Below are 23907 nucleotides of genomic sequence, written 5' to 3'. Positions count from 1 at the left end.
GGGCTGGCGCTGCCTGTCCCAAATACGAACAGGCGGCCCCGAATCAATTACTAGTTGCCAAGTATATGCAACCCATGGTAGTGTTTAGCCATACTAAAAATCGTATTACACTTATAAATTTAGTCATTTGGGGGGCGAGGAGCCTCGTTGTGATCAGGCAAGGCACCCCGCTTCCTTGTCTGTATGTCCTCATTAAGGACAGGGAAAAGTCCGGCCCTTCCGTGGTGTCCGGACTTTTCTTTTTTCGGTTCCGAAGGCTTAGCATAATTCTGACAGGTATAGGCCTGACAACAATAACAGGGTCGCCTCGTAGGCACGGATACTGGCCTTGCTGCGAAAAATACGAGGCTGCAATTTTCCGGTTGCAAGGCACCCGGCGGAGCGCTAACACTAGCGCCCATGAACATTTCGCACATTCGCATCAACGGTTGGTGGTGGGCTCGCTAAAAGCGGCCACGCAGGCGTTTGCGCATATGCGTTCAGGAGACAGGGCCGCTGGGATTATCCGGGCGGCCTTTTTGTTTGGCTGCTCGAATGGGACCGAAGCCCGGAAATTATTCGAAAACCAAAGCAATTGGGATTAGCCGACCATGAATGCGAAGATAGCGGATAGCGAGATATTTCAGCACGAGACGGCTGGCGGCATTGTCGTCGAGCGCGTGCGCCATCTCACAACGTATAAGGGCGCCATCGAAACCTATATCGATGTGCTCAATGAAAGACGCGGTGCGGTGTTCTCGTCCAACTACGAATATCCGGGCCGCTATACGCGATGGGACACGGCAATCGTCGATCCGCCGGTGGTGATCACGTCGCGCCAGCGCGCGATGCGTATCGAGGCGTTGAACGCCCGTGGCGTGATCCTGCTACGCCCCATTCTCGATACGGTGCAGGCCTTGGGCGAAGTGACGGTGGATACCTCCACCGAAAATCGCATCGAGCTGACGATTGCAGAGCCGACCGGCACGTTTACCGAAGAAGAGCGTTCGCGCATGCCTTCGGTGTTCACGGTGCTGCGCGCCATTGTCGGGCTTTTCTTCTCGGAAGAAGATGCCAATCTCGGCCTTTATGGTGCCTTCGGTTACGATCTGGCGTTCCAGTTCGATCCGATCCAGTACAAGCTGAAGCGCCCCGAAACCCAGCGCGATCTGGTGCTGTTCATTCCCGACGAAATCTTCGTCGCCGACCATTATGCAGCACGCGCCTGGGTCGACCGCTATGAATTCACTTGCGGCGGTTCCTCGACGCATGGTCTTGCGCGGGAAACACCTGCCGAGGCGTTCAAGCCGTCGGAGCGCACATTGCCGCGTGGCGATCACAATCCGGGCGAATATGCCAAGCTGGTCGAGCGCGCCAAGGATAGCTTCAAGCGCGGCGATCTGTTCGAGGTCGTGCCGGGCCAGACCTTCTATGAGCGCTGCCACACCGCGCCGTCGGAAATCTTCCGCCGCCTGAAGACGATCAACCCGTCGCCTTATTCCTTCTTCATCAATCTGGGCGAGAACGAATATCTGGTCGGCGCATCGCCGGAAATGTTCGTGCGCGTCAATGGTCGCCGTATCGAAACCTGCCCGATTTCGGGCACGATCAAGCGCGGCGAGGATGCCATTTCGGACTCCGAGCAGATCCTGAAACTGCTCAATTCCAAAAAGGATGAATCCGAACTGACCATGTGTTCGGATGTGGACCGCAACGACAAAAGCCGCGTTTGCGAGCCGGGTTCGGTGCGGGTGATCGGTCGTCGCCAGATCGAAATGTATTCGCGTCTGATCCACACGGTTGATCATATTGAAGGTCGCCTGCGCGATGGCATGGATGCTTTCGACGGTTTCCTCAGCCATGCATGGGCCGTGACCGTGACTGGTGCGCCGAAATTGTGGGCGATGCGTTTCCTTGAGGAAAACGAGCGCAGCCCGCGTGCATGGTATGGCGGCGCCATCGGCATGATGCATTTCAACGGCGACATGAATACGGGTCTCACCTTGCGCACCATCCGCATCAAGGATGGCGTGGCTGAAATCCGCGCCGGTGCGACGCTGCTGTTCGATTCCAACCCGGAAGAGGAAGAGGCGGAAACAGAGCTGAAGGCTTCGGCGATGATCGCGGCTGTGCGTGAAGCGCAGAAGAGCAACCATGTCGCGGAAGAACGCGTTGCCGCCAAAGTGGGCGAGGGCATCTCGGTTCTGCTGGTGGATCATGAAGATTCCTTCGTACATACGCTGGCCAATTATTTCCGCCAGACGGGTGCAACGGTTTCGACGGTGCGCTCGCCGGTTGCCGACGATATTTTCGACCGCGTCAATCCTGATCTCGTCGTGCTTTCGCCGGGACCGGGCTCGCCGCAGGATTTCGACTGCAAGGCAACCATCGACAAGGCGCGCAAGCGCGAACTGCCGATCTTTGGCGTCTGCCTTGGTCTTCAGGCGCTGGCTGAAGCCTATGGCGGTACGCTGCGCCAGCTGCGCACTCCAATGCACGGCAAGCCGTCGCGCATTCGCGTGTCGAAGCCTGAACGCATTTTCTCCGGTCTGCCGAAGGAAGTGACGGTCGGACGCTACCATTCGATCTTCGCCGATCCGGAGCGTCTACCCGATGATTTCCTCGTCACGGCGGAAACCGAAGACGGTGTGATCATGGCTTTCGAGCATAAAAAGGAGCCGGTGGCGGCTGTTCAGTTCCATCCGGAATCGATCATGACGCTCGGTCACAATGCCGGTATGCGGATGATCGAGAATGTGGTGACGCATCTGGCGGGCAAACACAAAAAAGCGCGCCGCAGCAACTACTGAAAAGGCGCTTCATTGCCTTGATATTCAACCGGCCGCAATCACCCTGCGGCCGGTTTTGTTTTGGGGTTTCGACAGTGCGGTTTTCGCGGCTTGCTCTGGCAACGCATTTGCAACTGTAATGCCTTGCATTTGCAGGAAAAATTAAATGCGATAACTGAAAAAACAGGGGTACGAACTTCAATTGTTCTGGGGTATAGAGCGGTCATTAAAGCGCATCCCAAAAAGTGTGAAACGGTTTTTGGACAAGATGCGCGTAGAGAAAATGGCGCATCCCAAAAAGTGCGAAGCGGTTTTTTTGGGCAAGATGCGCTTTAGACAATGCAGTTGCATAGGACTGAACGGCTCTGAAAGCTTATTTCAGGATAAAGCCGGTGCGCATGAGCCCAATATGCATGAGCCTGAATTGATCACGGTCCGGTTTTTGGGCCTGTCTCGGGCAGTAATTAGATAAATCAAAGGTTCGTCATGGACGCGAGTGCAAGAGTTCGGCGGCTAGCCGCATGGTCGATTCCCATTGCCTTTGGGGTGATGGGGCTAAAATATGTGGCCTATATGCTCACCGGCTCGGTGGCGCTCTATTCCGATGCGCTCGAATCCATCGTCAATGTCATCGCGGCAGTGGGCGCCTGGTGGGCGATCAGCGTGAGCTATAAGCCCGCCGATGAAAATCACCCGTTCGGTCATCACAAGGCGGAATATATCTCGGCGGTTGTCGAGGGCGTGCTGATCACCGTTGCGGCGCTGTTGATCTTCCGCGAAGCGTGGTTTGCCTTACAGACCCCGCGCCAGCTCGAAGCACCATGGCTTGGCCTTGGCATCAATACAATCGCCGCCGTCATCAATGGTGTCTGGGCTACGCTCCTGATCCGTACCGGACGTGCGGCACGGTCTCCGGCGCTGGAAGCCGATGGCAAGCACATCATGACCGACGTATTCACGTCGCTGGGCGTGCTGGTTGGTCTGGTGGGGGCTGTCGTTACCGGCTGGGCTATCCTCGATCCGCTGCTCGCCATTGTCGTGGCGCTGAATATTCTGTGGCAGGGCTGGCATGTAATCAATTCGTCGGTGCAGGGCTTGATGGATATCGGCGTCGAACCTGCCGAGGAAATGCGCATCCGCGATGTCATTTCGGCCAATGCAGCAGGCGCCATTGAAGTGCACGATCTGAAAACCCGTATCGCCGGGCGCGTCACCTTCATCGAGTTTCATCTGGTTGTCGCAGCCGACATGAGCGTCGGCGATGCGCATGTGATCTGCGACCGCATTGAAGATGCGCTGAAAGAGCAGATCGGCAGCGCCCGCGTCGTCATCCATGTCGAGCCTGAAGACGAGGCGAAACTGCCTTTAGGCACAAGTGCGGTTCCCTTCGCCTGATTGAAATACCGTGCTGACCGAAGCAACTGGCGTAAATGCATCTTGCATCGGTCAAATCGCGCGTGTAAAAGCTTGGCCATGATGACGAAGAACGCAACATCTCTGGGACATTCGGCTGCCGCCACTGGCGCGCGCGTCGATGTTTGCGTTCTCAACTCGCTTCTTACCCTCGGCCTTAGCGGCGATCGCCGGGCTCGTTGAAGGAGCGTCCGGCGGTCGAAAACGGTCCCGCTGGCCTGTGCTCCTTTTCATAAAACCCTTATAATCGATCATGAATATCCGTGCTTGACGGGCTTTAATGCCGTCCAGAAGCCGGGAGGAAACGACAAATGAACCAGTCCGTTATCACGCCGCAATCCGCCGCCGAAGCCGATCGTAAAGGCATGCGGGATGCAGCCACCAAATATTCGCCATTCCCGGCTCCCAAGCTCGACGACCGTACCTGGCCATCGAAGCGGATTGAAAAAGCGCCGATCTGGTGCTCGGTCGATTTGCGCGACGGCAATCAGGCTTTGATCGACCCGATGGGCCATGATCGCAAGGAGCGCATGTTCCGCTTGCTGGTCGATATGGGTTTTCCGGAAATCGAAATCGGCTTTCCATCTGCCTCGCAGACGGATTTCGACTTCTGCCGCTGGGCTATCGAGCAGGGCAATGTGCCGGACGAGCTGGATTTGCAGGTTCTGGTGCAGTGCCGTCCTGAGCTGATCACCCGCACTTTCGAAGCTTTGGAAGGCGCAAAGACACCGATCATCCACTTCTACAATTCCACCAGTGAATTGCAGCGCCGCGTGGTTTTCGCCAAGGATGTCGGCGGGATCAAGCAGATCGCGACCGATGCCGCCAAGATGATCATGGATATGGCTGCTAAAGCAGGTGGCGGCTATCGCTTCCAGTATTCGCCGGAAAGCTTCACCGGCACCGAATTGGATGTGGCGCTGGAAATCTGCAATGCGGTCATCGAGATCGTAAAGCCGACAGCGGAGAACAAGCTGATCGTCAATTTGCCGTCCACGGTGGAAATGAACACGCCGAATGTCTATGCAGACCAGATCGAATGGATGTGCCGCAATCTCGACAATCGCGAAAACCTGATCATTTCGCTGCACCCGCATAATGACCGCGGCACGGGCATCGCTGCGACGGAACTGGGCCTGATGGCTGGTGCCGACCGCGTCGAAGGCACCCTGTTTGGCAATGGCGAGCGCACCGGCAATGTGGATGTGGTGACGCTGGCGTTGAACATGTACACGCAGGGCATCGATCCCGAGCTGGATTGCACGGACATCAATCGCATGAAAGATGTCTATGAATATTCGAACCAGCTGAAGATCGCGGAGCGTCACCCCTATGTCGGCGAGCTGGTCTATACCGCTTTCTCCGGCTCGCATCAGGATGCGATCAACAAGGGCATGAAGGCGCGCAAGTCGGCCAATTCGCCGGTTTGGGAAGTGCCTTATCTGCCGATCGATCCGCAGGATGTGGGACGTTCCTACGAAGCGATCATCCGCATAAATTCGCAGTCGGGCAAGGGCGGTATCGCCTATATCCTGCAGGCCGATTACGGCTTGAACCTGCCGCGCAATCTGCAGGTCGAGTTCCGCGAAATCATCCAGCAGATCACCGACGACGAAGGCAAGGAATTGCCGTCCAAGCGCATCCATGAAGAGTTCCAGAAGCTCTATGTGACGCAGCCGGATGCCCGCATCAAGTTCGTGGATCACCACACCATCCCGGATCCTGAACAGAAGGGCCGCCGCATTCTCACCGCCGAAATTACCGATAACGGCGTGACGAAGAATATTGAGGGCAAGGGCACCGGTCCGATTGACGGCTTTGTCGACGCGCTGTCCAAATATCTCGGCGTGAAGATGTCGGTCGTGGATTATTCCGAACATTCGCTCCAGCAGGGTTCGGATGCATCGGCTATTTCCTATGTGGAAATGGCGCATCCAGGCGGCAAGCTGTTCGGTGCCGGCATCAACGACAATATCGTCAGCGCATCGCTGGAAGCCATCGTATCGGCGGCCAACCGCGTGATCGGTCAGTGACCGAAGGCTATTGAATAAAAAGGCGGCACACTGTGCCGCCTTTTTTATTTGTAGAGTTCCTGCTCGGATATCTTGAAAATACGTTCGCTCGCATCTTCAATGCCGTGCTGCTCCCACAGGCAATGCCATCCGCCATCCGGCTTCCGCTCGATGTTGAAAATATTGTAGCGGGCAGGGGGCTTGTGGCCGCCATAGTTCTGGCTGGCCGACGGGACGCAGATCACCGGCACTTTGTTGCCATTCGATCCGTCGATTTCATATTTCGTCGCCAGATGCGTGTGGCCGTGAATGACCAGTTCCGCGCCGTGCTTGCGGATGACTTTCTGAAAACGGCGGATGCCGTAAAGCCGCTTGTGGGTCGGTGTCGCACCATGGATAGGCGGATGATGGATCATCACCACCCGGAAAAGCCCGCGCGCACCAGCCTCGTCGAGCGCGGCGGCGAGACGCTTAGCCTGGGCGGAGCGGAAATCGCCGCTTGCCATGAAAGGTGCTGTGGCGCGCGCCGAGGAAACGCCGATCATCGCGACATCATCGCGTGTGCGCATATAAGGAAATTGCGGCCGCTTGCCTTTGTTGTCGATGCCGTCACCGCGCATCCACGGCTCCCATTTGCGGCAGGACCTGTCCAGCGCGCCCGGAACATAGGCATCGTGATTGCCGGGCACGACCGAAACATCATCCGGGTTGCCCAGTTTCGACAGCCAGTCGGCGGCGATATCTATTTCCAGATTGAGAGCCAGATTGACCAGATCGCCAGTGACCGCAATGTGATTCGGCGACTGCGCCAGCATATCGTCCACAATTTTATCGAGTACCGTTCCGTGCATTGCACCTTTGCGGTTGCGCAGCCAGTTGATATAACCGGTGATGCGCTTCGATGCCAATTCGCGATATCTCACACGCGGCAGCGGCGAAAGATGGATATCGGAGATGTGAGCCAGGCGAAACATAAGGCCCGTTTACTGGATAATTTCTAAAATAGAAACCGTGTTTAGCGACTTTTTGTTGATGCGATTGCTGCATTGATAGCTGCATATAATGTTTGCTGGAGAGTCGGAATGCGCTTTCGTCATTTTATATTTCATTCATATTTTCTTTTGCGACGCCCCATGACACTTGGGGTGAGGGCAATTGTGTATGATGAAAAGATTAACTCTGTTTTTTTAGTAAGACATACTTACGTGCCGGGATGGCAGTTACCGGGTGGTGGTGTTGATAGTGGGGAGACTTTTCAGCAGGCGCTAGAAAAAGAACTGCGGGAAGAGGGAAATATTGTCTTGAAAGGGCGCCCCCAACTTCTTGCTCTTTACAAGAACGCCCATGCTTCTCCGCGCGATCATGTAGCGCTTTATGTATGCCGTTCTTTTGAACAACTTGCACCAAAAGTGCCCGATAGAGAAATTGCCGAGAGCGGTTTCTTTCCTCTCGACGATCTTCCCGAAGGGACGACGGCTTCAACCAAGCGGCGTTTGCAGGAAGCCCTCTATGATCTGGAACCGCTGCCGATGTGGTAGCGCCTGAGCCCGGCGGACGATGCTCGCCGGGTTTCGGTTAAATCTGCCGGAATACTCTGTAATACTTTGGTATAAAGGGCGCAGGATGCGCCCTTTATAGTAGCAGGCTTTAGAAGCGGTAGGTGATACCGGTGCCGATCAGCCACGGATTGAGCTTGGCCTTGCCGCTCAGTTCCTGCCCGCCAACGGTGACGTCGAATTTCGGTTCGAGGAACAGCTTCTTCACATCGAAGTTCAGGCCCCAATGTTCGTCGATCATATAATCGACGCCGAACTGGAGCGCGCCGCCAAACGTGTTCTTGACCTTGAGATAGTCGGCGCTGCCTGCATCCTGATTGTAGAAGATGGTGTAGTTGACGCCAGCACCGACATAGGGCTTGAACGAGCCGAAATTGGTGAAGTGGTATTGCAGTGTCAGGGTCGGCGGCAGAATCCAGGTCTTACCAACCTTGCCCAGACTGCTGATGGAGCCTGCGCCATTGATATTGGCGTAGGTCGTGCCGAGAATGAGTTCGGCGGCGATATTGTCCGTGAAGTAGTAGGTGATATCGAGTTCGGGCGTGATCGACTTCGAATAGTCGAGGTCGGAACCCGGAACACCATTCACATGGCCCTTGTTTTCCGCAATTACGCCGAGCGCGCGCACGCGGATCTGCCATGGTGAAAGCGCTTCTGGCACAGCCTGGATTTCAGAGGCTGGCTGGGCGACCACAGTATCGGCGGCAAAGGCGGCCGGGGCGGCAAATGTCAGCGCGGTTGCTGCGAGCAGCCCTTTCGCAAAACGGTTCATCAAATCTCTCCTTAGTCACAGTGCAGTCTTGGATGTCGTCCTGGGGGATGCATCCAATCTGAACTGCGTCGCCTTGCGCCCCATTGATCGAGATCAAAGGGGCGCAAGAGAATGAGAGAACGCTGATATTAGAAACTGCACTGTTGCAGGAAAAGCGCAGTCGCGGTCGGGGCGGTTAACTCTTCGAAAAACGATCCCTGTCATGCGGGGCGGCAAAGTCGATTTCCGGCCCCATGGGCACAACGCCGGTTGGGTTGATCGTCTTGTGGCTGCGGTAATAATGGCCCTTGATATGTTCCATGTTTACGGTCGAGGCCACGCCCGGCACCTGATACAGCTCACGCGTATAGTTCCACAGGTTCGGATAATCGGCGATCCGGCGCAGATTGCATTTGAAATGGCCGACATAGACCGGATCGAAGCGCAACAGCGTCGTGAACAGACGCCAATCCGCTTCCGTCTGGCTTGAGCCGGTCAGATAACGCTGGCGGGACAGGCGGTCTTCCAGTGTGTCGAGCGCGGCGAACAGCTGCTTGAATGCTTCTTCATAAGCATCTTGCTCGGTGGCAAAGCCAGCGCGGTAAACGCCATTGTTGATATTGGGATAGATGAAATCGTTGAGCGCATCGATCTCAGCCGCCAGCGCTTCAGGATAGAAGTCGAGCGAGGCATCGCCGAGTTCGTTGAAAGCCGTGTTGAGCATGCGGATGATTTCTGACGATTCGTTGGAAACGATCGTCTGGCGCTGCTTATCCCACAGGACCGGCACGGTGACGCGACCGGAATAGTTCGGGTCGGCGCGGGTGTAGATTTCATAAAGACGCTTGGAACCGTACAGATCATCACCGGTACTGCCGGTGGTGCCGTAAAAGGTCCAGCCTTCTTCCACCATCAGAAAATCCACGACGGAAACCGAAATGACAGCTTCCAGTTTCTTCAGCGCACGAAAAATCAGCGTGCGATGCGCCCATGGGCATGCATATGAAACATAGAGATGATAGCGGCCCGGCTCGGCCTTGAAGCCGCCTTCGCCAGTTGGACCGGCGCTGCCGTCTGCAGTGACCCAGTTGCGGAATTGCGATTTCGAGCGTTCAAAGCGGCCTTTTGTGCTTTTGGTGTCGTACCAGACATCCTGCCACTTGCCATCAACCAGAAGTCCCATGTGATTTCTCCTTTTGATAATAACCTAGATCGAAAAAGGGGCATTTACAGCATCTCAACTCGTAAACAGTGCGTCACGCTGCCAAAAAGAGAAGCCTGAGCTGCCATTTTGAAAAAAAAGGTTTTACCTCTGCTCAATTTGGTGTAATGGGAGTTCCAATTTGCGATCATCCAATGTTCGGTCGCCCGGGAGACACGTAATGGAAATGCTTTTCATCCGACGATGAAACTTGGACCGCACTGCCAGCGCGGAATGCATTCCATTGACCTGACGGTCCCTGAAGTCTCCAATTGTGATCTTAAGCCGATGCAGCAGCTTGAACTGACCTACGCGCAAGAATGCCCGGCGCACGACATTGAAATCGAAGCCATCAATGCCGAGGCTTTCGGACCGGGACGCTTTACCCGCGCCGCCCATTTCATCCGTGAAGGCGGCCCGCATGATCTGAACCTTTCCTTCGTTGCCCTGATGGGCGGCATAGTGGTGGGTTCCGTGCGGCTGACGCCGGTTGTTATCGGCAAGACACCAGCGCTGTTGCTGGGTCCGCTTGCCGTGCGGCCTGAATGGAAGAAGCGGGGCATTGGCGGCACACTGATGCGTCAGTCGCTGGAAGCGGCGGCGAAAGCCGGACACAAGCTGGTCATTCTGGTCGGTGACGAACCTTACTATGGTCCGTTCGGCTTCAAGATGGTGCCTCACGGCTCCATGGTCATGCCAGCACCGGTCGATCCGCGCCGGATGCTCGCCTGCGAACTCACAGTCGGTGCCGCAAACGGCGTCAGCGGCATCGTGCGCCATGCCGACCGGGCCTGATTTTCAGTTTAATCTTTGATTGGTTACTCCCCCTCATCCTGAGCAGGTGCGAAGCACCGTGTCGAAGGGCGAGGGGTGAGGTGTGCGAGGGCGGATTACCGCCCTTCGCGATACCACATGCCGCCGAAGACCAGGAGCAGAGCGGCGAGCGCCAGGAAGCCGGAGAACAACGGCAGGCGGTTGACGCTTTTGAGCTGCGTGTCGGTGGTTTCACGCAGGCCGATCCAGTCATTGCCGCTGGCCGAACGGTTGGCGGCGACTGCGGTGATTGACGGAACCCGCACGGCGCTGTCTGCACTTGCATGCACGCGATGGACCGAGCCGCCGGTCGCTTCAGCAATAGGCTTCAGGCGGTCCGTGGTCGAAATACTGTCGGCAAATTCCGGTGCGTCGACGGGCCCGACATGGGCCAAGGTTTCCAGATCGCCGTTCTTGATCCGGAAGACGCCAATCTCGTCGGTTTGCAGCGAACCGTCGAACAGGCCCGGCTTGTTCTGTGCGAGATTAACCTGCAACGTCTTGCCAGCAGGCGTCGTGACAGTCGCAGTGCCCGGATTATCACCCATCGTCTGACGGTGAATGCTCAAGGTGCGGCCATTGCCTGCGGCGGTGAGCGCTTCTTCTTCCAGCTCCGGTTCCTGCATCAGCCAGTGCGCAATGCGGCGATAGAGCGCCGCATAGGGACCGCCGCCTTCAAAGCCGCGTGCCCATAGCCAACCCTGATCGGACAGGAACATGCCGACGCGGCCTTTTCCGACGCGATTGAGAACCAGAAGCGGTTTGTTGTCGGCACCGCTCATCACTGTTTCGCCCTGTGGCGCGGTGATATCGATGGTGCGGAACCAGCGGCTCCAATGGGGCGGTTCCTGCTCGCTGCCATCAAGGCCGCGTGTGACGGGGTGGCGTTTGCCGAGATCGGTCAGGCGCGGATAGAACGCTTTTTCGGTCACCGTGCCGGTCGGCATGGCGGGCAGGGCGTTGTAAAGCGGCGTGCGGGCAATCGACATTTCGCCTGCATATTCCGGCCCGGCTGCGACCAGCAGCGCGCCGCCGTTTTCCACATACTGCGCGATGTAATCGTAATAGAGCAGCGGCAGCACATCGCGATGCTGGTAGCGATCCAGAATGATGAGATCGAACTCGTTGACCTTGTCCACGAAGAGCTCACGGGTCGGGAAGGCGATCAGCGACAATTCGTTGATTGGCGTGCCGTCCTGCTTTTCCGGCGGGCGCAAAATGGTGAAGTGGACGAGGTCCACGGCAGCGTCGGATTTCAGCAGATTGCGCCAGGTGCGTTCGCCATTGTGCGGTTCGCCCGAGACGAGCAGCACGCGCAGATTTTCGCGGATACCGTCGACGGTTGCCACTGCACGGTTGTTGGCGTCGGTCACTTCACCCGGAATCGCGGGCGTTGCAATTTCAACGATATTCACACCAGCGCGCGGCAAGGTGATGGTGACAGATGTTTCCTGCCCCACCTGCGCCTGTTCCTGAGAAACCGCTTCGCCATTGACGCGGATTTCCACCGGCGCTGGGCTGCCGAGGCTTTTGCCTTCGTCGATGACCGTGAACGACATTTCAAGCGGCTTGCCGCTGATGCCGTAGCGTGGAGCCTTGTTGAAGCGGATGCGGCGGTCGAATTCGTCCGGTTTGCCCGTCACCAGCCCATGCAAAGGCGCGTCGAAGCCCAGCGCATTCTTGTTGGCGGGCGTATCGTGCACCTGTCCGTCGGTGATCATGATCGCGCCCGCAACACGGGTTGGTGGCACGTCGAGCAGCGCACGCGCCAGCGGCCCGAAAAGCCGCGTCGCATAGCCATCCTCGTTTTCGTCCGGCTTGCCGGTTTCCACCACGCGCGTTTCAAATTGCGGCATGGTGGCAAGCTGATCCTGCACGGCTTTCAGCGCGGCATCGGTGTCGGCGCGGCGCTGCCCCAGTTCCTGGCTCTGGCTGCGGTCCACCACGACGGCGACAACGCTTTTTAGCGGCTCGCGTTCTTCATTGATCACGACAGGGTTGAAGAGAGCCAAGGCAAGGGCTGCGGCGGCCAGAAGACGGATCAACCCGCCACGCATGCGCAAGGCGACAGTCGCCAGAACCAGCAATGCCAGCGGCACGAGAATGCCGATGAGCCATGGCGTTGAGAGGAACGGTTCGAATTCGATATTCATGCCCGCTCCTCTCTTTTGTATTTGAGCATGTTTTTACCGGAAAACCGGTTCCCACTTTTCCGAAACATGCTCTAATTCCCCAGCCGCTCGAGCAGGGCCGGAACATGGACCTGATCGGACTTGTAATTGCCGGTGAGCATGTACATCACGATATTGACGCCGCCGCGAATGGCATAGATGCGCTGCATCGGGTCGTTTGGCACGGTGGGGAGCAGGGGGTTGCCCTGATCATCCACGGCCCATGCGCCTGCCAGATCATTGGCAGTGATCATGATCGGCGTCACGCCGTCGCCGGTTCTAACCGGGCGGTCATGCGGCGAGGCATTGGGTGCCGTTGCTTCCACCCAGAGCGGGCTTCCCTCATAACGCCCCGGAAAATCCGGCATGATGAAGAAGGATTTCGTCAGGACGTGGTCGTCCGGCACGGGTTCGAGCGGCGGCACATTCATGTCGTCGAGAATGGCCCGCAGGCGCTGGTTCGCTGGCGAGACCGATGGATCGAGGCTCGCGCCCGACTGCAACTGGTCGCGCGTGTCGAACAGCACTGTGCCGCCTTGCTGCATATAGGCGTCAACCCTGGCAATGGCTTCGGGGCTTGGCATCGGCGCATTCGGGTCTATCGGCCAATAGATCAGCGGATAGAAGGCCAGTTCATCCTTGGACGGGTCGACGCCGATCGGGTCGCCGGGTTCCAGCGCTGTCTTGTCGGTCAGCGCGAAGGTCAGACCTTTCAGACCAGCTTTGCTGATATTGTCGGTCTCGGCGCTGCCGGTGATGATATAGGCAAGATGGGTCTGCGAAACCGCGCCGATAATCGCTTCATCGCCGGGCTTGCTGTCGTCATGGATTTGTGGCGGCTGGGGCGATGGTGCTTGTGCAAAGGCGCGGTCATGACCCGCAGACAAGGCGGCAAGACTTCCCGCGAGCAGCAGAGCAACCCCCGCCGTTTTTGCGCGCACTTTCATGCGGCGGCGGAACGCGCCGCGCAGCCACAGCATCAGCAGGGAATCGAGCGCCAGAAGCATGGCGGCGGCGGCAAAGAATGGCCCCGCCAGCGATATGGACTGATCTGCCGTATAGGAGACGGGCGTGACGCCGACTGAGAGGGTCGGTTGGCGGATCGGCTCCAGCTTGGTGTTGCTATCGGCGAAAATGTTGAGTGCTTTCAAACCGTCCTCATTGCCGTAGAAACCGGGCGGCGTGTTGATGCTGACACTGGCCTCTCTGTTACGCTCGACGATCAGCGGCTTGGCTTCCGAAGTGGGCGGCGTCAGCGCACCGGCGGCTGAAAGCAGCTGGAACGGCGGCAGTGAAACGGCATCCTGATTGCCCTGCGCGCCAGTGCGCTGCGACAGCGAAACAATGCGGCGCAACATTTCCACGAAGGAGCCTGAAATCGGCAGGCTCGACCATGTGGCGTCCGGCGAAATATGGAACAGCACGATGTTACCGCGCCCGCGCTGTTGGCCCGTTACCAATGGGGTGCCGTCCTGAAGGATGGCATAGGCCTTGTCGTTGAGATCGAAAGACGGTTCGGCCAGCACCTGACGATTGACGTTGACATCATCAGGGATTGGCAGTCCGGCAAAAGGACCCTTTTCCGGAAACGCGCGCAGCTTCTGCGGTTCAGACCAGGACAAGGTGCCGCCAAGCGCACGCTCGCCCTTGCGCAACCGTACCGGAAGCAGCGGATCATTGTCGCTCGCGCCCGCCAGACGCGGACCGGCAAAGCGCACCAGCGTGCCGCCTTCTTCCACCCATACGGAAATCCGCTCTGCGACAGGCGGCGGCAAGTTGCCGATATCGGCCATGATGAGAATGGACGGCTTGGCATCCAGCAGTTCCGGCACCGACTGAAGCAGATCGGCGGAACGCGGTTCGATCAGATTGGCGTAGGGCGACAGAGCGCGCGTGATATAATGCAACGGTGACAGAAGCGGCTGCGCAAGATCGCCGTCACCGCTGGCAATCAGGCCGATGGTGCGCCGCTCGGACCCGGCATCGATCAGATGCGTTGCGCCCGCCTGTTCGACACCGTCGATGCGGATCAGGCGGAAATCGTTGCGCAGTTCGACCGGCAGGTTGAAGCGCGCCGTGCCTTCGGCGCTGCCCAGCGCAAAGGATAGCGGCGCTTCGGCGATGCGGCGTCCCTTGTCGTCATAGGCCGCCGCCGTCAGGCTGCGCGGCATGGTCACGCCTTCCGGGCGGATTGCAGTGGCTTCGAGGCTGTCGGCCTTGTTATCCACCCCGATCAGCGCAAGGCTGCGGTCAAGATTGGCGCCATACCAGAGGACATTTGCCAGATGGCCGGTCTTGTCCAGTGCGGCAAAGGTTTCTTCGTCGGCAACTGTCGCCAACCCGTCATTCATGAAGGCGAGGCGAACTTTGACACCGTCCGACAGGGCGGATGCCAGCCGTTCCATCGTCGCCTTGCGGTCGACAGGGATCGGGCGTGGCTGCATAGCCTGTAACCGTTCCGTGGCGCGGATACCGTCATAGGGACCGATCTCCGCATTGGCGGGTTCGGCGGTGCCAAGGATGTAAATCTGCGCGTTGGAACCTTCCGCGTCGTCGATCAGCTTTTCAGCGGCGTTGACACGCTGCTGCCAGTCTTCGGCGGCGGCCCAGCCATTATCCACTACAATGGCCAGTGGCTCCTGACCGGTCAGCGCGACAGGACGCGGGTTCCAGATCGGCGCTGCCAGCGCCATGATCACGAGTGCGGCGATTAGCACCCGCAGAAGCGTCATCCACCACGGGCTTTTTGAGGGCACTTCCTCGCGCTTGAAAACCTGCGCCAGAATGCGCAGCGGCGGAAAAGTTTCTTCCTGCGGGCGCGGCGGCGTCATGCGCAGCAGCCACCAGATCACCGGCAAGGCGACCAGACCGGCGAGGATCAGCGGCGAACCGAAGGCAAGCGGCAGAAAATTCATGCGCCAGCCCCCGTTGCGCTCAATGCATTATGCAGACGCGCCAGCGCTTCCGCCGCCGGACGGTCGGTGCGATGCACGGAATAGCTCCAGCCGAGCCGCTTGCAGAAGTCCGACAGGGTTTCGCGCCGGGCCGTGTAAAGACGGCGATAATCCTCGGCATAGGTTTCAGCGCGACCGGCAACCAGCGTTGCACCCGTCTCGGGATCGCGAAATTCGGTACGGCCGGAATATGGGAAGGTTTCTTCTGCGGGGTCGGCAACTTCGACCAGATGCGCACGCACGCCGCGTTTCGCAAGCCGGTCGAGAAGTTTGGTCAGCTCATCGAACGGGTGCAGGAAATCGGAGACGAGCACGACTTCCGAAAAACGGCGGATCTGCGCGATATCCGGCAATGCGCTTTCAGGCGCTTCATGCATGAGAGCGCCGGCAAGACGCTCTGCGCCGTTGCGGGCAGCGAAAGGCGGGATCAGTGCTGGAAAGGCGATGCGCTCGCCGGAGCGTGACAGGATTTCCGCCAGCGCCAGCGTCAGCACCAGCGCGCGGGCTTCCTTGGAAACAGGCGACATTTGCGAGCGGTAAAGCATGGAGGGCGAGAAATCGCACCACAGCCACACGGTATGGGCCGATTCCCACTCGCGGTCGCGAACATAGGTATGGTCGTCGCGGGCGGAGCGTCGCCAGTCGATACGCGAAAGCTGCTCGCCCTGCACATAGGGGCGAAACTGCCAGAAATTCTCGCCTGGGCCGCGTTTGCGCCGTCCGTGCCAGCCATTCATGACAGTATTGACGACACGCTGTGCTTCAACCAGCAGATCGGGGATCGCCGCTGCCCGCGCGCGCGCGCGGGCCAGCGTATCCTTGCGATCTGCGGTGGAAACTTGCGTGCCGATGACCATCAGACAGCAGCCTTTACCAGATTGGCGATGACATCACGGATGTGCATGCCATCAGCGCGAGCGGCGAAATTGAGCGCCATGCGATGTTGCAGCACCGGCTCTGCCAGCGCCTTCACATCGTCCACCGACGGGGCGAGGCGGCCATCATAGAGCGCACGGGCGCGGGCGCAGAGCATCAGCGCCTGGCTTGCGCGCGGACCGGGGCCCCATGCGATATGCTGCCTGGCATGATCATTGTCAGCGTCGGGACGCGCCGAGCGGACAAGCTTCAGGATCGCTTCGACGACGCTTTCCGAAACCGGCATACGGCGCACCAGTGTCTGCATCTGCTTCAGACGTTCCGCATCGAGAATCTCGTAGGGCTTCGCTTCGGCGACGCCTGTAGTTTCGAGAAGAATGCGGCGCTCGGCGTCGAGTTCCGGATAGAGAATGTCGATCTGCATCAGGAAACGGTCGAGCTGGGCTTCCGGCAGCGGATAGGTGCCTTCCTGTTCCAGCGGGTTCTGCGTTGCAAGAACGTGGAATGGCGCAGGCAGGTCATAGCGCTGGCCAGCGACCGTGACGTGATATTCCTGCATGGCCTGCAACAGCGCGGACTGGGTGCGTGGGCTGGCGCGGTTGATTTCGTCGGCCATCAGAAGCTGTGCGAAAATCGGCCCTTTGAGATAGCGGAACGAGCGGCGACCATCGGCGTCCTGTTCCATGACTTCCGAACCGATGATGTCGGAAGGCATCAGGTCAGGTGTGAACTGGATGCGCTGGCCGGAGAGGCCGAGCACCACGCCCAGCGTTTCCACCAGCTTGGTCTTGGCAAGGCCGGGCACGCCGACCAGCAGCGCATGGCCGCCTGCCAGAATGGCGACGAGCGTGCGCTCGATCACACTTTCTTGTCCGAAGATAACCGTGCCGACGCCTTCCTTGATGCGGGCAATATCTGCGAGCGCCCGTTCGGCTTCCGCAACAATCTGCTCGGAGTTGGCGGTTTCAGGCGTGATGACGACGCTCATGGTGACCTCGCAATATTTGACCGCTCTGGCGGACGTGCCTTGGTGTCTTATCTAAAAGTCGCCATGCCTTGCTGCAAATGGCATTTTTCTGCGCTTCCGGTGCTCATGTACTGAGGTACACTGCGCTCCGGTTCTCGAAAACCACCATTTTCGCTACGGCCTGACGCTTTTTGATTCAGACACTTATAAATCGCATATAATGCTGACAAGCCGCGAAACGGTGACTATTTCATGACTTCCATCATATTAAACACATTCGAACAGGAATAACCGAGTCGGATGACAAAGAGCACCCCTATAGGCAAAGTTGCGCAGCAAAACGCGATGCAAAGCGCCGGGACGACGGGCGGTCTGGAAGACCTGATTGCGCGCGCCCATGCCGATGCGCAAAGCGGTCCGTCAACGAAAGAGCGCGGTATTCCGCCTGTCGAGCGGTGGAACCCCGATTTCTGCGGTGACCTCGACATGGAGATCAAGGCCGACGGTACCTGGTTCTATATGGGAACGCCGATTGGCCGCAAACAGCTGGTGCGCCTGTTCTCCACCGTGCTGCGCAAGGACGAGGACGGCAAGACCTATCTCGTCACACCGGTCGAAAAGGTCGGTATCCGGGTTGAAGATGCGCCGTTCATTGCCGTTGAAATGCAGATTTCCGGTGAGGGCGTGGAACAGACGCTGACGTTCCGCACCAATGTCGGCGATGTGGTGGAAGTCGATGCGGAGCATCCGTTGCGGTTCGTCGTTGAAGAAGAAAGCGACGGATTGAAACCCTATGTGCTTGTTCGCGGGCGTCTGGAAGCGCTGGTGACGCGCTCCGTGATGTATGATCTGGTCGGGCTTGGCGAGGAAATCGAGATCGACGGCGTGACGATGTTTGCTGTGCGGTCCGGCGGCGCCGTCTTCCCGATCATGCCAGCGGATGCGCTGGAAGCAGCCCAGAAATGATGGTGTACTGATGGATCGTGGCCTGAAATCCCTTTCGGCTTTTTCAGCCGGTGATTTTGCCGAGCGCGTTCGCAGCTGGCAGCCGGATCACAGCGAGATTACCGGCGACCATTCGCTCAATCCTGACTTCACGCAGGCCATGGTTACGTCCCAGATGCGCGACGCAGCTGTGCTGGTGCCTGTGGTGGATCGCGGTCCTGATGCGACGGTGCTTCTCACCCAGCGCACCGATACGTTGCGAAAACATTCGGGCCAGATCGCGTTTCCGGGCGGGGCCATCGATCCGGGCGACGGAACGGCGGAACATGCAGCGCTTCGCGAGGCCAATGAGGAAATCGGCCTTGCAGCCGAGCGCGCCGAAATCATCGGCAATCTGCCACGCTATCTGACTGGCAGCGGCTTTTCGATCACGCCGGTTCTGGCTGTGGTCAAGACACCGTTCGACCTGCATCCGAACCCGGATGAGGTGGCCGATATTTTCGAGGTGCCATTGTCTTTCCTGATGAATCCGGCCAATCACCGGCGCGAAAGCAGGGTGCTCAATGGTAAGGAACGCTTTTATTACGCCATGCCCTATCACGAGCGATTCATCTGGGGGATTACCGCCGGAATCATTCGCGGACTTTATGAAAGGCTCTACGTTTGAGCGACAATGTGAACATTTCCGACACGGCGAGCTGGTTGAAGTCGAAGTCTCTGCAGGCGCTGTTCAAGGCCTTGAACCGCGACGGCGGGGAAGCGCGCGTGGTCGGCGGTGCGGTGCGCAACACATTGCTGGGCACATCCGTCAGCGATGTCGATCTTGCCACCACGCATGTGCCGCAGGAAACGGTTCGCTTGGTCGAGGAAGCAGGGTTCAAACCTGTCCCGACAGGCATCGAACACGGCACGATCACCGTTGTCGTGCAGGGGCATGCCTATGAAGTGACGACATTGCGCAAGGATGTCGAGACCGATGGCCGCCATGCCAAGGTTGCCTTTGGAACCGACTGGAAAACCGATGCCGAGCGGCGCGATTTCACCATCAATGCGCTTTATGCGACGGCGGATGGCAAAATCATCGATCATGTCGGCGGGCTCGCCGATATTGAAACCCGGACACTGCGTTTCATTGGCGATGCCGAGCAGCGCATTCGCGAGGATTACCTGCGTATCCTGCGTTTTTTCCGCTTCTTCGCCTGGTATGGTTCCGGGCGTCCGGAAGCCGAAGGCCTGCGCGCCAGTGCTAGGCTGAAGGACGGCATCGAGCAGCTTTCAGCCGAACGCGTGTGGTCGGAACTGAAGAAACTGCTGTCCGCTCCCGATCCGTCGCGCGCGCTTTTGTGGATGCGACAGGGCGGTGTACTGAATCTCGTTTTGCCTGAAAGCGAGAAGTGGGGCATCGACGCCATTCATGGCCTCGTGCGATCGGAAGGCGATCTCGGCTGGTCGCCTGATCCGCTGTTGCGGCTCGAAAGCATCGTGCCGCCGGATGCCGTGCGCATGGAAGAAATGGGCAAGCGCCTGAAAATGTCTAATGCCGAGCGGGCGCGACTGGAAGCCTGGGCACGGGCAGATGCAGTGAAGCCGGAGCTGTCCGAACAGGCCTTGAAGAAGGTGATTTACCGCGGCAGCAAACAGGCGGTGGTGGACCGGATCAAGCTTGCTTATGCGGCGGCGCGTGCCGATGCGGCTGGCAGCGATGACGCCATGATCCGCGCTGGCGGCTTTTCCCGTTTGCTCGAAACGGCGGAACATTATGAAGCCCCTGTCTTTCCCGTGACGGGCGGCGATCTTCTGGCGCTTGGCGTGGAAAAAGGTCCGGGTCTGGGTGTGGCGCTGCGGTCGCTTGAAACTTTCTGGATCGACTCCGGTTTTAGCCTTGACCGTGCCACGCTTCTGGAGAAACTTGATCGCGATAAAATGAACAGCTGACCGCTTGTGTGCAAAATTCAGCCGTAGTTTCATCAGTTTATGGCTGGGAATCTTTTCAGCGCCGATTTGAAAGAGCATGAAATGTCCAATCCCGATACATCGATCCAAGATAAGGCAGCCTCTGATCCGAAACAGAAATTCGGCACTGAAGGTCTTGCCGCAATGGACCGCCCGAGCAAAATCACCCGGTTTTTCATGGGGATCGTCTCCTGGGCGGAAAGCCTCAATCTGAAATATGCAAAGCTCGGCAATCCGCCTGTTTATGACAATGCGACCTTCCCATGGGCGGCGGAGATAGAAAAGGAATGGCCCGCCATTCGCAAGGAGCTGGACACGATCCTGCTGCGCCAGAGCGAGCTGCCGTCCTTTCAGGATATTTCGACCGACGTGAAGACGATTTCCACCGATAATCGCTGGAAGACATTCTTCCTGCTCGGCTTCGGTGTGAAGTCGGAGCAGAACATCAAGACCTGCCCGGAAACCTGGCGCATCGTGAACAAGATCCCGGGCCTGACTACGGCAATGTTCTCGATCTTCGAGCCGGGCAAGCATCTGCCGCCGCATCGCGGCCCTTATAATGGCGTGCTGCGCCTGCATCTCGGCCTCATCGTGCCTGAGCCCAATGAAAAGCTGGCCATTCGCGTCGACAAGCAGGTTTGCCATTGGCATGAGGGCAAGGTTCTCATCTTCGACGACGCCTATGAGCATGAGGCGTGGAACCACAGCGACAAGACGCGCGTGGTTCTGTTTGTCGATTTCGTGAAGCCGCTGAAATTCCCGGCCCGTTTCGTCAACTGGTGCCTGATGAACCTCGCGATCTTCACACCCTTCATCAAGGAAGGGCTGGATAACCACAATGAGTGGGAAAAGAAGTTCTACGCAGAAGCCGAGAAGCTGCGTAACCAGCCGAAGGCCTGATAGGGGGTTGATGCCGGTTTGACTTTAGATCGGTGCGATCTTAGATAACGGATAGAGGGTCATGTGGCCCTTTATCCTTTTCACCTCTGAAAGAGGAATTGTTGATGCTGGAGATTGTTGGAAGCCTTTAATCGTTCCGAACAAGAACTGCGATGACGGACGCTGAGAGCGTCTGATCGGGCAGTAGTTCAGGGACGGGAACGGCATTGGCCGTGGATAGCTATACGCTGTCCGCGAGTGCTGATGCTTGTTATGGTTTCCATCCAGGCATGAACAACAATGAATATCTCACGTATCGAACAGCGCGTGTTGCACGTGCTGGCACAAGGCGGCGTTATCCGCCATTTGCGCGAAGACGGACGCGTCTGCGACATCGAATGCTATACCCGTGAGGGTTACCTGCTCGCCGATTGTACGATGGCTGTGTTCCAGCAATTGCGGCGCAAACGACTGATCGAATCCCGATCAGGCAGTCCGTATCGCATTTCGCTTAAAGGGCGCGAAAATGTTCGCGCTCAACTCAATAACCGTTGAGGGAGGGCGTCATGTATCTTCGCAAGGAAAAGCCCGGTGATAGTGCTGCAATCCGTCAGCTGACGGAGGAAGCATTCAGCAGGGTTCCTTATAGCAACCAGAGGGAAGGGGAGATCGTCGATGCACTTCGTGCGGCTTCGGGGCTCACTTTGTCGCTGGTTGCAGTGGACGGGGACGAGATTCTCGGCCATGTCGCCTTCTCGCCGGTTCAGATCGGCGGGGAGGACAAGGGCTGGTATGCGCTTGGTCCCATCTCGGTCCGACCCGAAAGGCAAGGCGAGGGGATCGGTGGGGCACTCGTCCGTGAAGGTCTTGCCCTATTGCAGGCCGACGGTGCGAAAGGCTGTGTTCTGGTGGGTGACCCCGGCTATTACAGGCGGTTCGGCTTCAAAGCTGATCCGCTGCTTAAAATGCCGGGCATAGCTGCGGAATATGTCCAGTGTCTGGCTTTCGGGCCGGATATGCCGCAAGGCGACATCATCCATCACCCCGCCTTTGGCGTATAAAAAAGGGCCGGTTATCCGGCCCTTTTCTTTTCCAAATAATTACGGCCATTTCACCACAGGCGGCATGGATGACAGTATGGAATTCACATTGCCGCCGGTCTTCAGGCCGAAGATTGTGCCGCGATCATAGAGCAGGTTGAACTCGACATAGCGGCCACGGCGCACGAGCTGCTCGTCGCGGTCGGCCTGCGTCCAGTCCTGATTGAAGTTCTGGCGCACCAGATGCGGATAGACGACGGAAAAGCCGCGACCCACATCGCGCGTATAGGCGAAATCGGCGTCCCAGCCGCCATTTTCATCTGACGAATGCAGCCAGTCATAGAAGATGCCGCCGGTGCCGCGCGGTTCATTGCGATGCGGCAGGAAGAAATACTCGTCGCACCAGTCCTTCACGCGCTGATAGTCGACGACATTCTTGTGCTTTTCGCAGATGAAGCGAAATGCCTTATGGAAAGCGAGCGTGTCCGCATCTTCCTGTGTGCGCCGACGATCCAGAACCGGGGTCAGGTCAGCACCTCCGCCGAACCACTGACGGCTGGTCACGACCATGCGCGTGTTCATATGCACGGCTGGCACATTGGGGTTTTGCGGATGCGCGATCAGAGAAATGCCGCTTGCCCAATAGCGCGGGTCTTCTTCCGCACCGGGGATCTGCTTGCGGAATTCCGGCGAGAATTCGCCATAGACGGTAGAGACGTGAACGCCGACTTTTTCGAAAACGCGCCCGTGCATGATCGACATGACACCGCCGCCGCCTTTGCCTTCTTCCTTCAGCCAGGGCGTGCGCACGAAGCGGCCCGGCTCACGGTCGGACAGGGGGCCTTGCAGCTCGTCTTCCAGCTGCTCGAAGCTCGTGCAGATGCGGTCGCGCAGTTCCTCGAACCAGCGTTGCGCCGCCTGCTTCTTTTCCTCGATATCGTGGGGGATGATAGCGGGAATTTCGTCGCGTTGCATTGGTTGTTTCCTCTCGGCGCAATCTGCCGGATAAAAGCGTGCAGCCAAGGTTAAATGGCAAGGTGAAATAGGCTTTGCTATATCTGCTGGCTTAGCAAGTTCCGCCCCGCGCGCATAGGGCGAAGACCGGCTTCGGCAGTTTGGCGAAATCGCTCTCCCCAAGAAAAGACTCGTCTTTGCAAAACCGCTACCCTATCTTTTGTGATCAAGGGGCTGGATGCGTGTGTTTCCAGCCAACCGGGAGGCAATCGCATGACAGCAGCACCGCCCCGTCCTCCGCTCGAAGGCCTGCGTAAGCAGCTGGCGAAGAGTCGCGCTCAAAACAGCGCCAAGAAAAGCCGGTTGCCGCGCGACGGTTTCATTCGCGAAACCTTCACTCTGCCACGTCAGGCAGCGCGCGAAAAAGCACGGGAATGGTTCGACACATTTCCCAAATCCGCCTACTGGACCGAGATTGAAAGCTGGTGCGAGCGCCCCGACGATGTGATCGAATTCACTATGCGTCGCCTGCCAACGGCAGATTGAAGATTTGATTCAACATCTGCCGCCAAGTGCTTGAAACAGGATTCAAATCGGCTCGCAATAAAAGGCACCCAATATCAGTCGTATTGGGTGCCTTTCATCTCGAGTCGT

At 58.0% G+C, this 23907-nt stretch carries 20 protein-coding genes; 12 read left to right on the top strand and 8 right to left on the bottom strand.

Features of this window, described 5'->3' with window-relative positions:
* Window positions 1-590: 590 nt before the first annotated feature.
* From QBD01_RS19740 to leuA, 3 genes are all read left to right on the top strand, one after another.
* Window positions 591-2789, top strand: a complete 2199-nt coding sequence (locus tag QBD01_RS19740; protein WP_280994187.1) for an anthranilate synthase component I — start codon at window positions 591-593, stop codon at window positions 2787-2789.
* Window positions 2790-3254: 465 nt separating this feature from the next.
* Window positions 3255-4163 carry a cation diffusion facilitator family transporter gene (locus QBD01_RS19735; RefSeq protein WP_280994186.1) on the top strand — a complete coding sequence of 303 codons (909 nt, stop codon included), beginning with the start codon at window positions 3255-3257 and terminating at the stop codon, window positions 4161-4163.
* Window positions 4164-4492: 329 nt separating this feature from the next.
* Window positions 4493-6214 carry a 2-isopropylmalate synthase gene (gene leuA, locus QBD01_RS19730; RefSeq protein WP_182520948.1) on the top strand — a complete coding sequence of 574 codons (1722 nt, stop codon included), beginning with the start codon at window positions 4493-4495 and terminating at the stop codon, window positions 6212-6214.
* Window positions 6215-6258: 44 nt separating this feature from the next.
* Here the strand turns inward: leuA and QBD01_RS19725 are convergent, their stop codons facing one another.
* Complete coding sequence (locus QBD01_RS19725) at window positions 6259-7167, bottom strand: metallophosphoesterase (protein WP_280994185.1); 909 nt, start codon at window positions 7165-7167, stop codon at window positions 6259-6261.
* 108 nt (window positions 7168-7275) lie between these two features.
* Between QBD01_RS19725 and QBD01_RS19720 the strand changes: the two genes are divergently transcribed.
* Window positions 7276-7731 carry an NUDIX domain-containing protein gene (locus QBD01_RS19720; protein ID WP_078338771.1) on the top strand — a complete coding sequence of 152 codons (456 nt, stop codon included), beginning with the start codon at window positions 7276-7278 and terminating at the stop codon, window positions 7729-7731.
* Window positions 7732-7840: 109 nt separating this feature from the next.
* Here the strand turns inward: QBD01_RS19720 and QBD01_RS19715 are convergent, their stop codons facing one another.
* A complete protein-coding gene (locus tag QBD01_RS19715; protein WP_182520951.1) occupies window positions 7841-8521 on the bottom strand; it encodes an OmpW family protein in 681 nt (226 codons plus the stop codon).
* A gap of 175 nt (window positions 8522-8696) precedes the next feature.
* Entirely contained in the window at window positions 8697-9683 is a 987-nt protein-coding gene (locus tag QBD01_RS19710; RefSeq protein WP_280994184.1) for a glutathione S-transferase family protein, read from the bottom strand.
* 306 nt (window positions 9684-9989) lie between these two features.
* Between QBD01_RS19710 and QBD01_RS19705 the strand changes: the two genes are divergently transcribed.
* Window positions 9990-10496 carry an N-acetyltransferase gene (locus QBD01_RS19705; RefSeq protein WP_280994263.1) on the top strand — a complete coding sequence of 169 codons (507 nt, stop codon included), beginning with the start codon at window positions 9990-9992 and terminating at the stop codon, window positions 10494-10496.
* A gap of 95 nt (window positions 10497-10591) precedes the next feature.
* Here the strand turns inward: QBD01_RS19705 and QBD01_RS19700 are convergent, their stop codons facing one another.
* From QBD01_RS19700 to QBD01_RS19685, 4 genes are all read right to left on the bottom strand, one after another.
* Window positions 10592-12667 carry a hypothetical protein gene (locus tag QBD01_RS19700; RefSeq protein WP_280994183.1) on the bottom strand — a complete coding sequence of 692 codons (2076 nt, stop codon included), beginning with the start codon at window positions 12665-12667 and terminating at the stop codon, window positions 10592-10594.
* A gap of 71 nt (window positions 12668-12738) precedes the next feature.
* On the bottom strand, window positions 12739-15600 hold the full coding sequence (locus QBD01_RS19695) for a DUF4159 domain-containing protein (RefSeq protein ID WP_280994182.1): 2862 nt from the start codon (window positions 15598-15600) through the stop codon (window positions 12739-12741).
* On the bottom strand, window positions 15597-16496 hold the full coding sequence (locus QBD01_RS19690; protein ID WP_280994181.1) for a DUF58 domain-containing protein: 900 nt from the start codon (window positions 16494-16496) through the stop codon (window positions 15597-15599). Before QBD01_RS19690 ends, QBD01_RS19695 begins: the two co-directional genes overlap by 4 nt.
* On the bottom strand, window positions 16496-17503 hold the full coding sequence (locus tag QBD01_RS19685) for a MoxR family ATPase (RefSeq protein ID WP_138785270.1): 1008 nt from the start codon (window positions 17501-17503) through the stop codon (window positions 16496-16498). The genes QBD01_RS19690 and QBD01_RS19685 overlap by 1 nt, the downstream gene beginning before the upstream one ends.
* Before the next feature lie 279 nt (window positions 17504-17782).
* On the opposite strand from QBD01_RS19685, the gene QBD01_RS19680 reads away from it, so the two are divergent.
* From QBD01_RS19680 to QBD01_RS19655, 6 genes are all read left to right on the top strand, one after another.
* Window positions 17783-18448: a DUF1285 domain-containing protein gene (locus QBD01_RS19680; protein ID WP_280994180.1), complete on the top strand. Its 666-nt coding sequence runs from the start codon at window positions 17783-17785 to the stop codon at window positions 18446-18448.
* Window positions 18449-18458: 10 nt separating this feature from the next.
* Window positions 18459-19094: a CoA pyrophosphatase gene (locus QBD01_RS19675; RefSeq protein WP_280994179.1), complete on the top strand. Its 636-nt coding sequence runs from the start codon at window positions 18459-18461 to the stop codon at window positions 19092-19094.
* On the top strand, window positions 19091-20362 hold the full coding sequence (locus QBD01_RS19670) for a CCA tRNA nucleotidyltransferase (protein ID WP_182520960.1): 1272 nt from the start codon (window positions 19091-19093) through the stop codon (window positions 20360-20362). Before QBD01_RS19675 ends, QBD01_RS19670 begins: the two co-directional genes overlap by 4 nt.
* 81 nt (window positions 20363-20443) lie before the next feature.
* Entirely contained in the window at window positions 20444-21280 is an 837-nt protein-coding gene (locus QBD01_RS19665) for an aspartyl/asparaginyl beta-hydroxylase domain-containing protein (RefSeq protein ID WP_151591953.1), read from the top strand.
* Window positions 21281-21559: 279 nt separating this feature from the next.
* Window positions 21560-21814 (top strand): YjhX family toxin, encoded by a 255-nt coding sequence (locus tag QBD01_RS19660; protein WP_280994178.1) that lies wholly within the window; start codon window positions 21560-21562, stop codon window positions 21812-21814.
* Window positions 21815-21825: 11 nt separating this feature from the next.
* Window positions 21826-22320, top strand: a complete 495-nt coding sequence (locus QBD01_RS19655) for an N-acetyltransferase (protein WP_280994177.1) — start codon at window positions 21826-21828, stop codon at window positions 22318-22320.
* A gap of 39 nt (window positions 22321-22359) precedes the next feature.
* Here QBD01_RS19655 and hemF read toward each other — a convergent pair whose 3' ends face one another.
* The gene (hemF, locus tag QBD01_RS19650; protein ID WP_280994176.1) at window positions 22360-23274 is read right to left on the bottom strand and encodes an oxygen-dependent coproporphyrinogen oxidase; all 915 of its coding nucleotides are present in this window, start codon (window positions 23272-23274) and stop codon (window positions 22360-22362) included.
* Between the two features lie 252 nt (window positions 23275-23526).
* On the opposite strand from hemF, the gene QBD01_RS19645 reads away from it, so the two are divergent.
* Window positions 23527-23799, top strand: coding sequence for a hypothetical protein (locus QBD01_RS19645; protein WP_182520964.1), 273 nt, complete (start codon window positions 23527-23529; stop codon window positions 23797-23799).
* The last annotated feature ends 108 nt before the right edge of the window (window positions 23800-23907 follow it).

The organism is Ochrobactrum sp. 19YEA23 (genome assembly GCF_029909865.1).
Lineage (GTDB): Bacteria > Pseudomonadota > Alphaproteobacteria > Rhizobiales > Rhizobiaceae > Brucella > Brucella gambitense.
Note: the sequence above shows the minus strand (reverse complement) of the source record. Positions and strands in the feature narration are given on the sequence as shown.

What these genes read in the sequence shown, in the direction of transcription:
- QBD01_RS19740 (WP_280994187.1), top strand. Translation starts at nt 591, where the DNA reads ATGAATGCGAAGATAGCGGATAGCGAGATATTTCAGCACGAGACGGCT.
- QBD01_RS19735 (WP_280994186.1), top strand. Translation starts at nt 3,255, where the DNA reads ATGGACGCGAGTGCAAGAGTTCGGCGGCTAGCCGCATGGTCGATTCCC.
- leuA (WP_182520948.1), top strand. Translation starts at nt 4,493, where the DNA reads ATGAACCAGTCCGTTATCACGCCGCAATCCGCCGCCGAAGCCGATCGT.
- QBD01_RS19725 (WP_280994185.1), bottom strand. Translation starts at nt 7,167, where the DNA reads ATGTTTCGCCTGGCTCACATCTCCGATATCCATCTTTCGCCGCTGCCG.
- QBD01_RS19720 (WP_078338771.1), top strand. Translation starts at nt 7,276, where the DNA reads ATGCGCTTTCGTCATTTTATATTTCATTCATATTTTCTTTTGCGACGC.
- QBD01_RS19715 (WP_182520951.1), bottom strand. Translation starts at nt 8,521, where the DNA reads ATGAACCGTTTTGCGAAAGGGCTGCTCGCAGCAACCGCGCTGACATTT.
- QBD01_RS19710 (WP_280994184.1), bottom strand. Translation starts at nt 9,683, where the DNA reads ATGGGACTTCTGGTTGATGGCAAGTGGCAGGATGTCTGGTACGACACC.
- QBD01_RS19705 (WP_280994263.1), top strand. Translation starts at nt 9,990, where the DNA reads ATGCAGCAGCTTGAACTGACCTACGCGCAAGAATGCCCGGCGCACGAC.
- QBD01_RS19700 (WP_280994183.1), bottom strand. Translation starts at nt 12,667, where the DNA reads ATGAATATCGAATTCGAACCGTTCCTCTCAACGCCATGGCTCATCGGC.
- QBD01_RS19695 (WP_280994182.1), bottom strand. Translation starts at nt 15,600, where the DNA reads ATGAATTTTCTGCCGCTTGCCTTCGGTTCGCCGCTGATCCTCGCCGGT.
- QBD01_RS19690 (WP_280994181.1), bottom strand. Translation starts at nt 16,496, where the DNA reads ATGGTCATCGGCACGCAAGTTTCCACCGCAGATCGCAAGGATACGCTG.
- QBD01_RS19685 (WP_138785270.1), bottom strand. Translation starts at nt 17,503, where the DNA reads ATGAGCGTCGTCATCACGCCTGAAACCGCCAACTCCGAGCAGATTGTT.
- QBD01_RS19680 (WP_280994180.1), top strand. Translation starts at nt 17,783, where the DNA reads ATGACAAAGAGCACCCCTATAGGCAAAGTTGCGCAGCAAAACGCGATG.
- QBD01_RS19675 (WP_280994179.1), top strand. Translation starts at nt 18,459, where the DNA reads ATGGATCGTGGCCTGAAATCCCTTTCGGCTTTTTCAGCCGGTGATTTT.
- QBD01_RS19665 (WP_151591953.1), top strand. Translation starts at nt 20,444, where the DNA reads ATGTCCAATCCCGATACATCGATCCAAGATAAGGCAGCCTCTGATCCG.
- QBD01_RS19660 (WP_280994178.1), top strand. Translation starts at nt 21,560, where the DNA reads ATGAATATCTCACGTATCGAACAGCGCGTGTTGCACGTGCTGGCACAA.
- QBD01_RS19655 (WP_280994177.1), top strand. Translation starts at nt 21,826, where the DNA reads ATGTATCTTCGCAAGGAAAAGCCCGGTGATAGTGCTGCAATCCGTCAG.
- hemF (WP_280994176.1), bottom strand. Translation starts at nt 23,274, where the DNA reads ATGCAACGCGACGAAATTCCCGCTATCATCCCCCACGATATCGAGGAA.
- QBD01_RS19645 (WP_182520964.1), top strand. Translation starts at nt 23,527, where the DNA reads ATGACAGCAGCACCGCCCCGTCCTCCGCTCGAAGGCCTGCGTAAGCAG.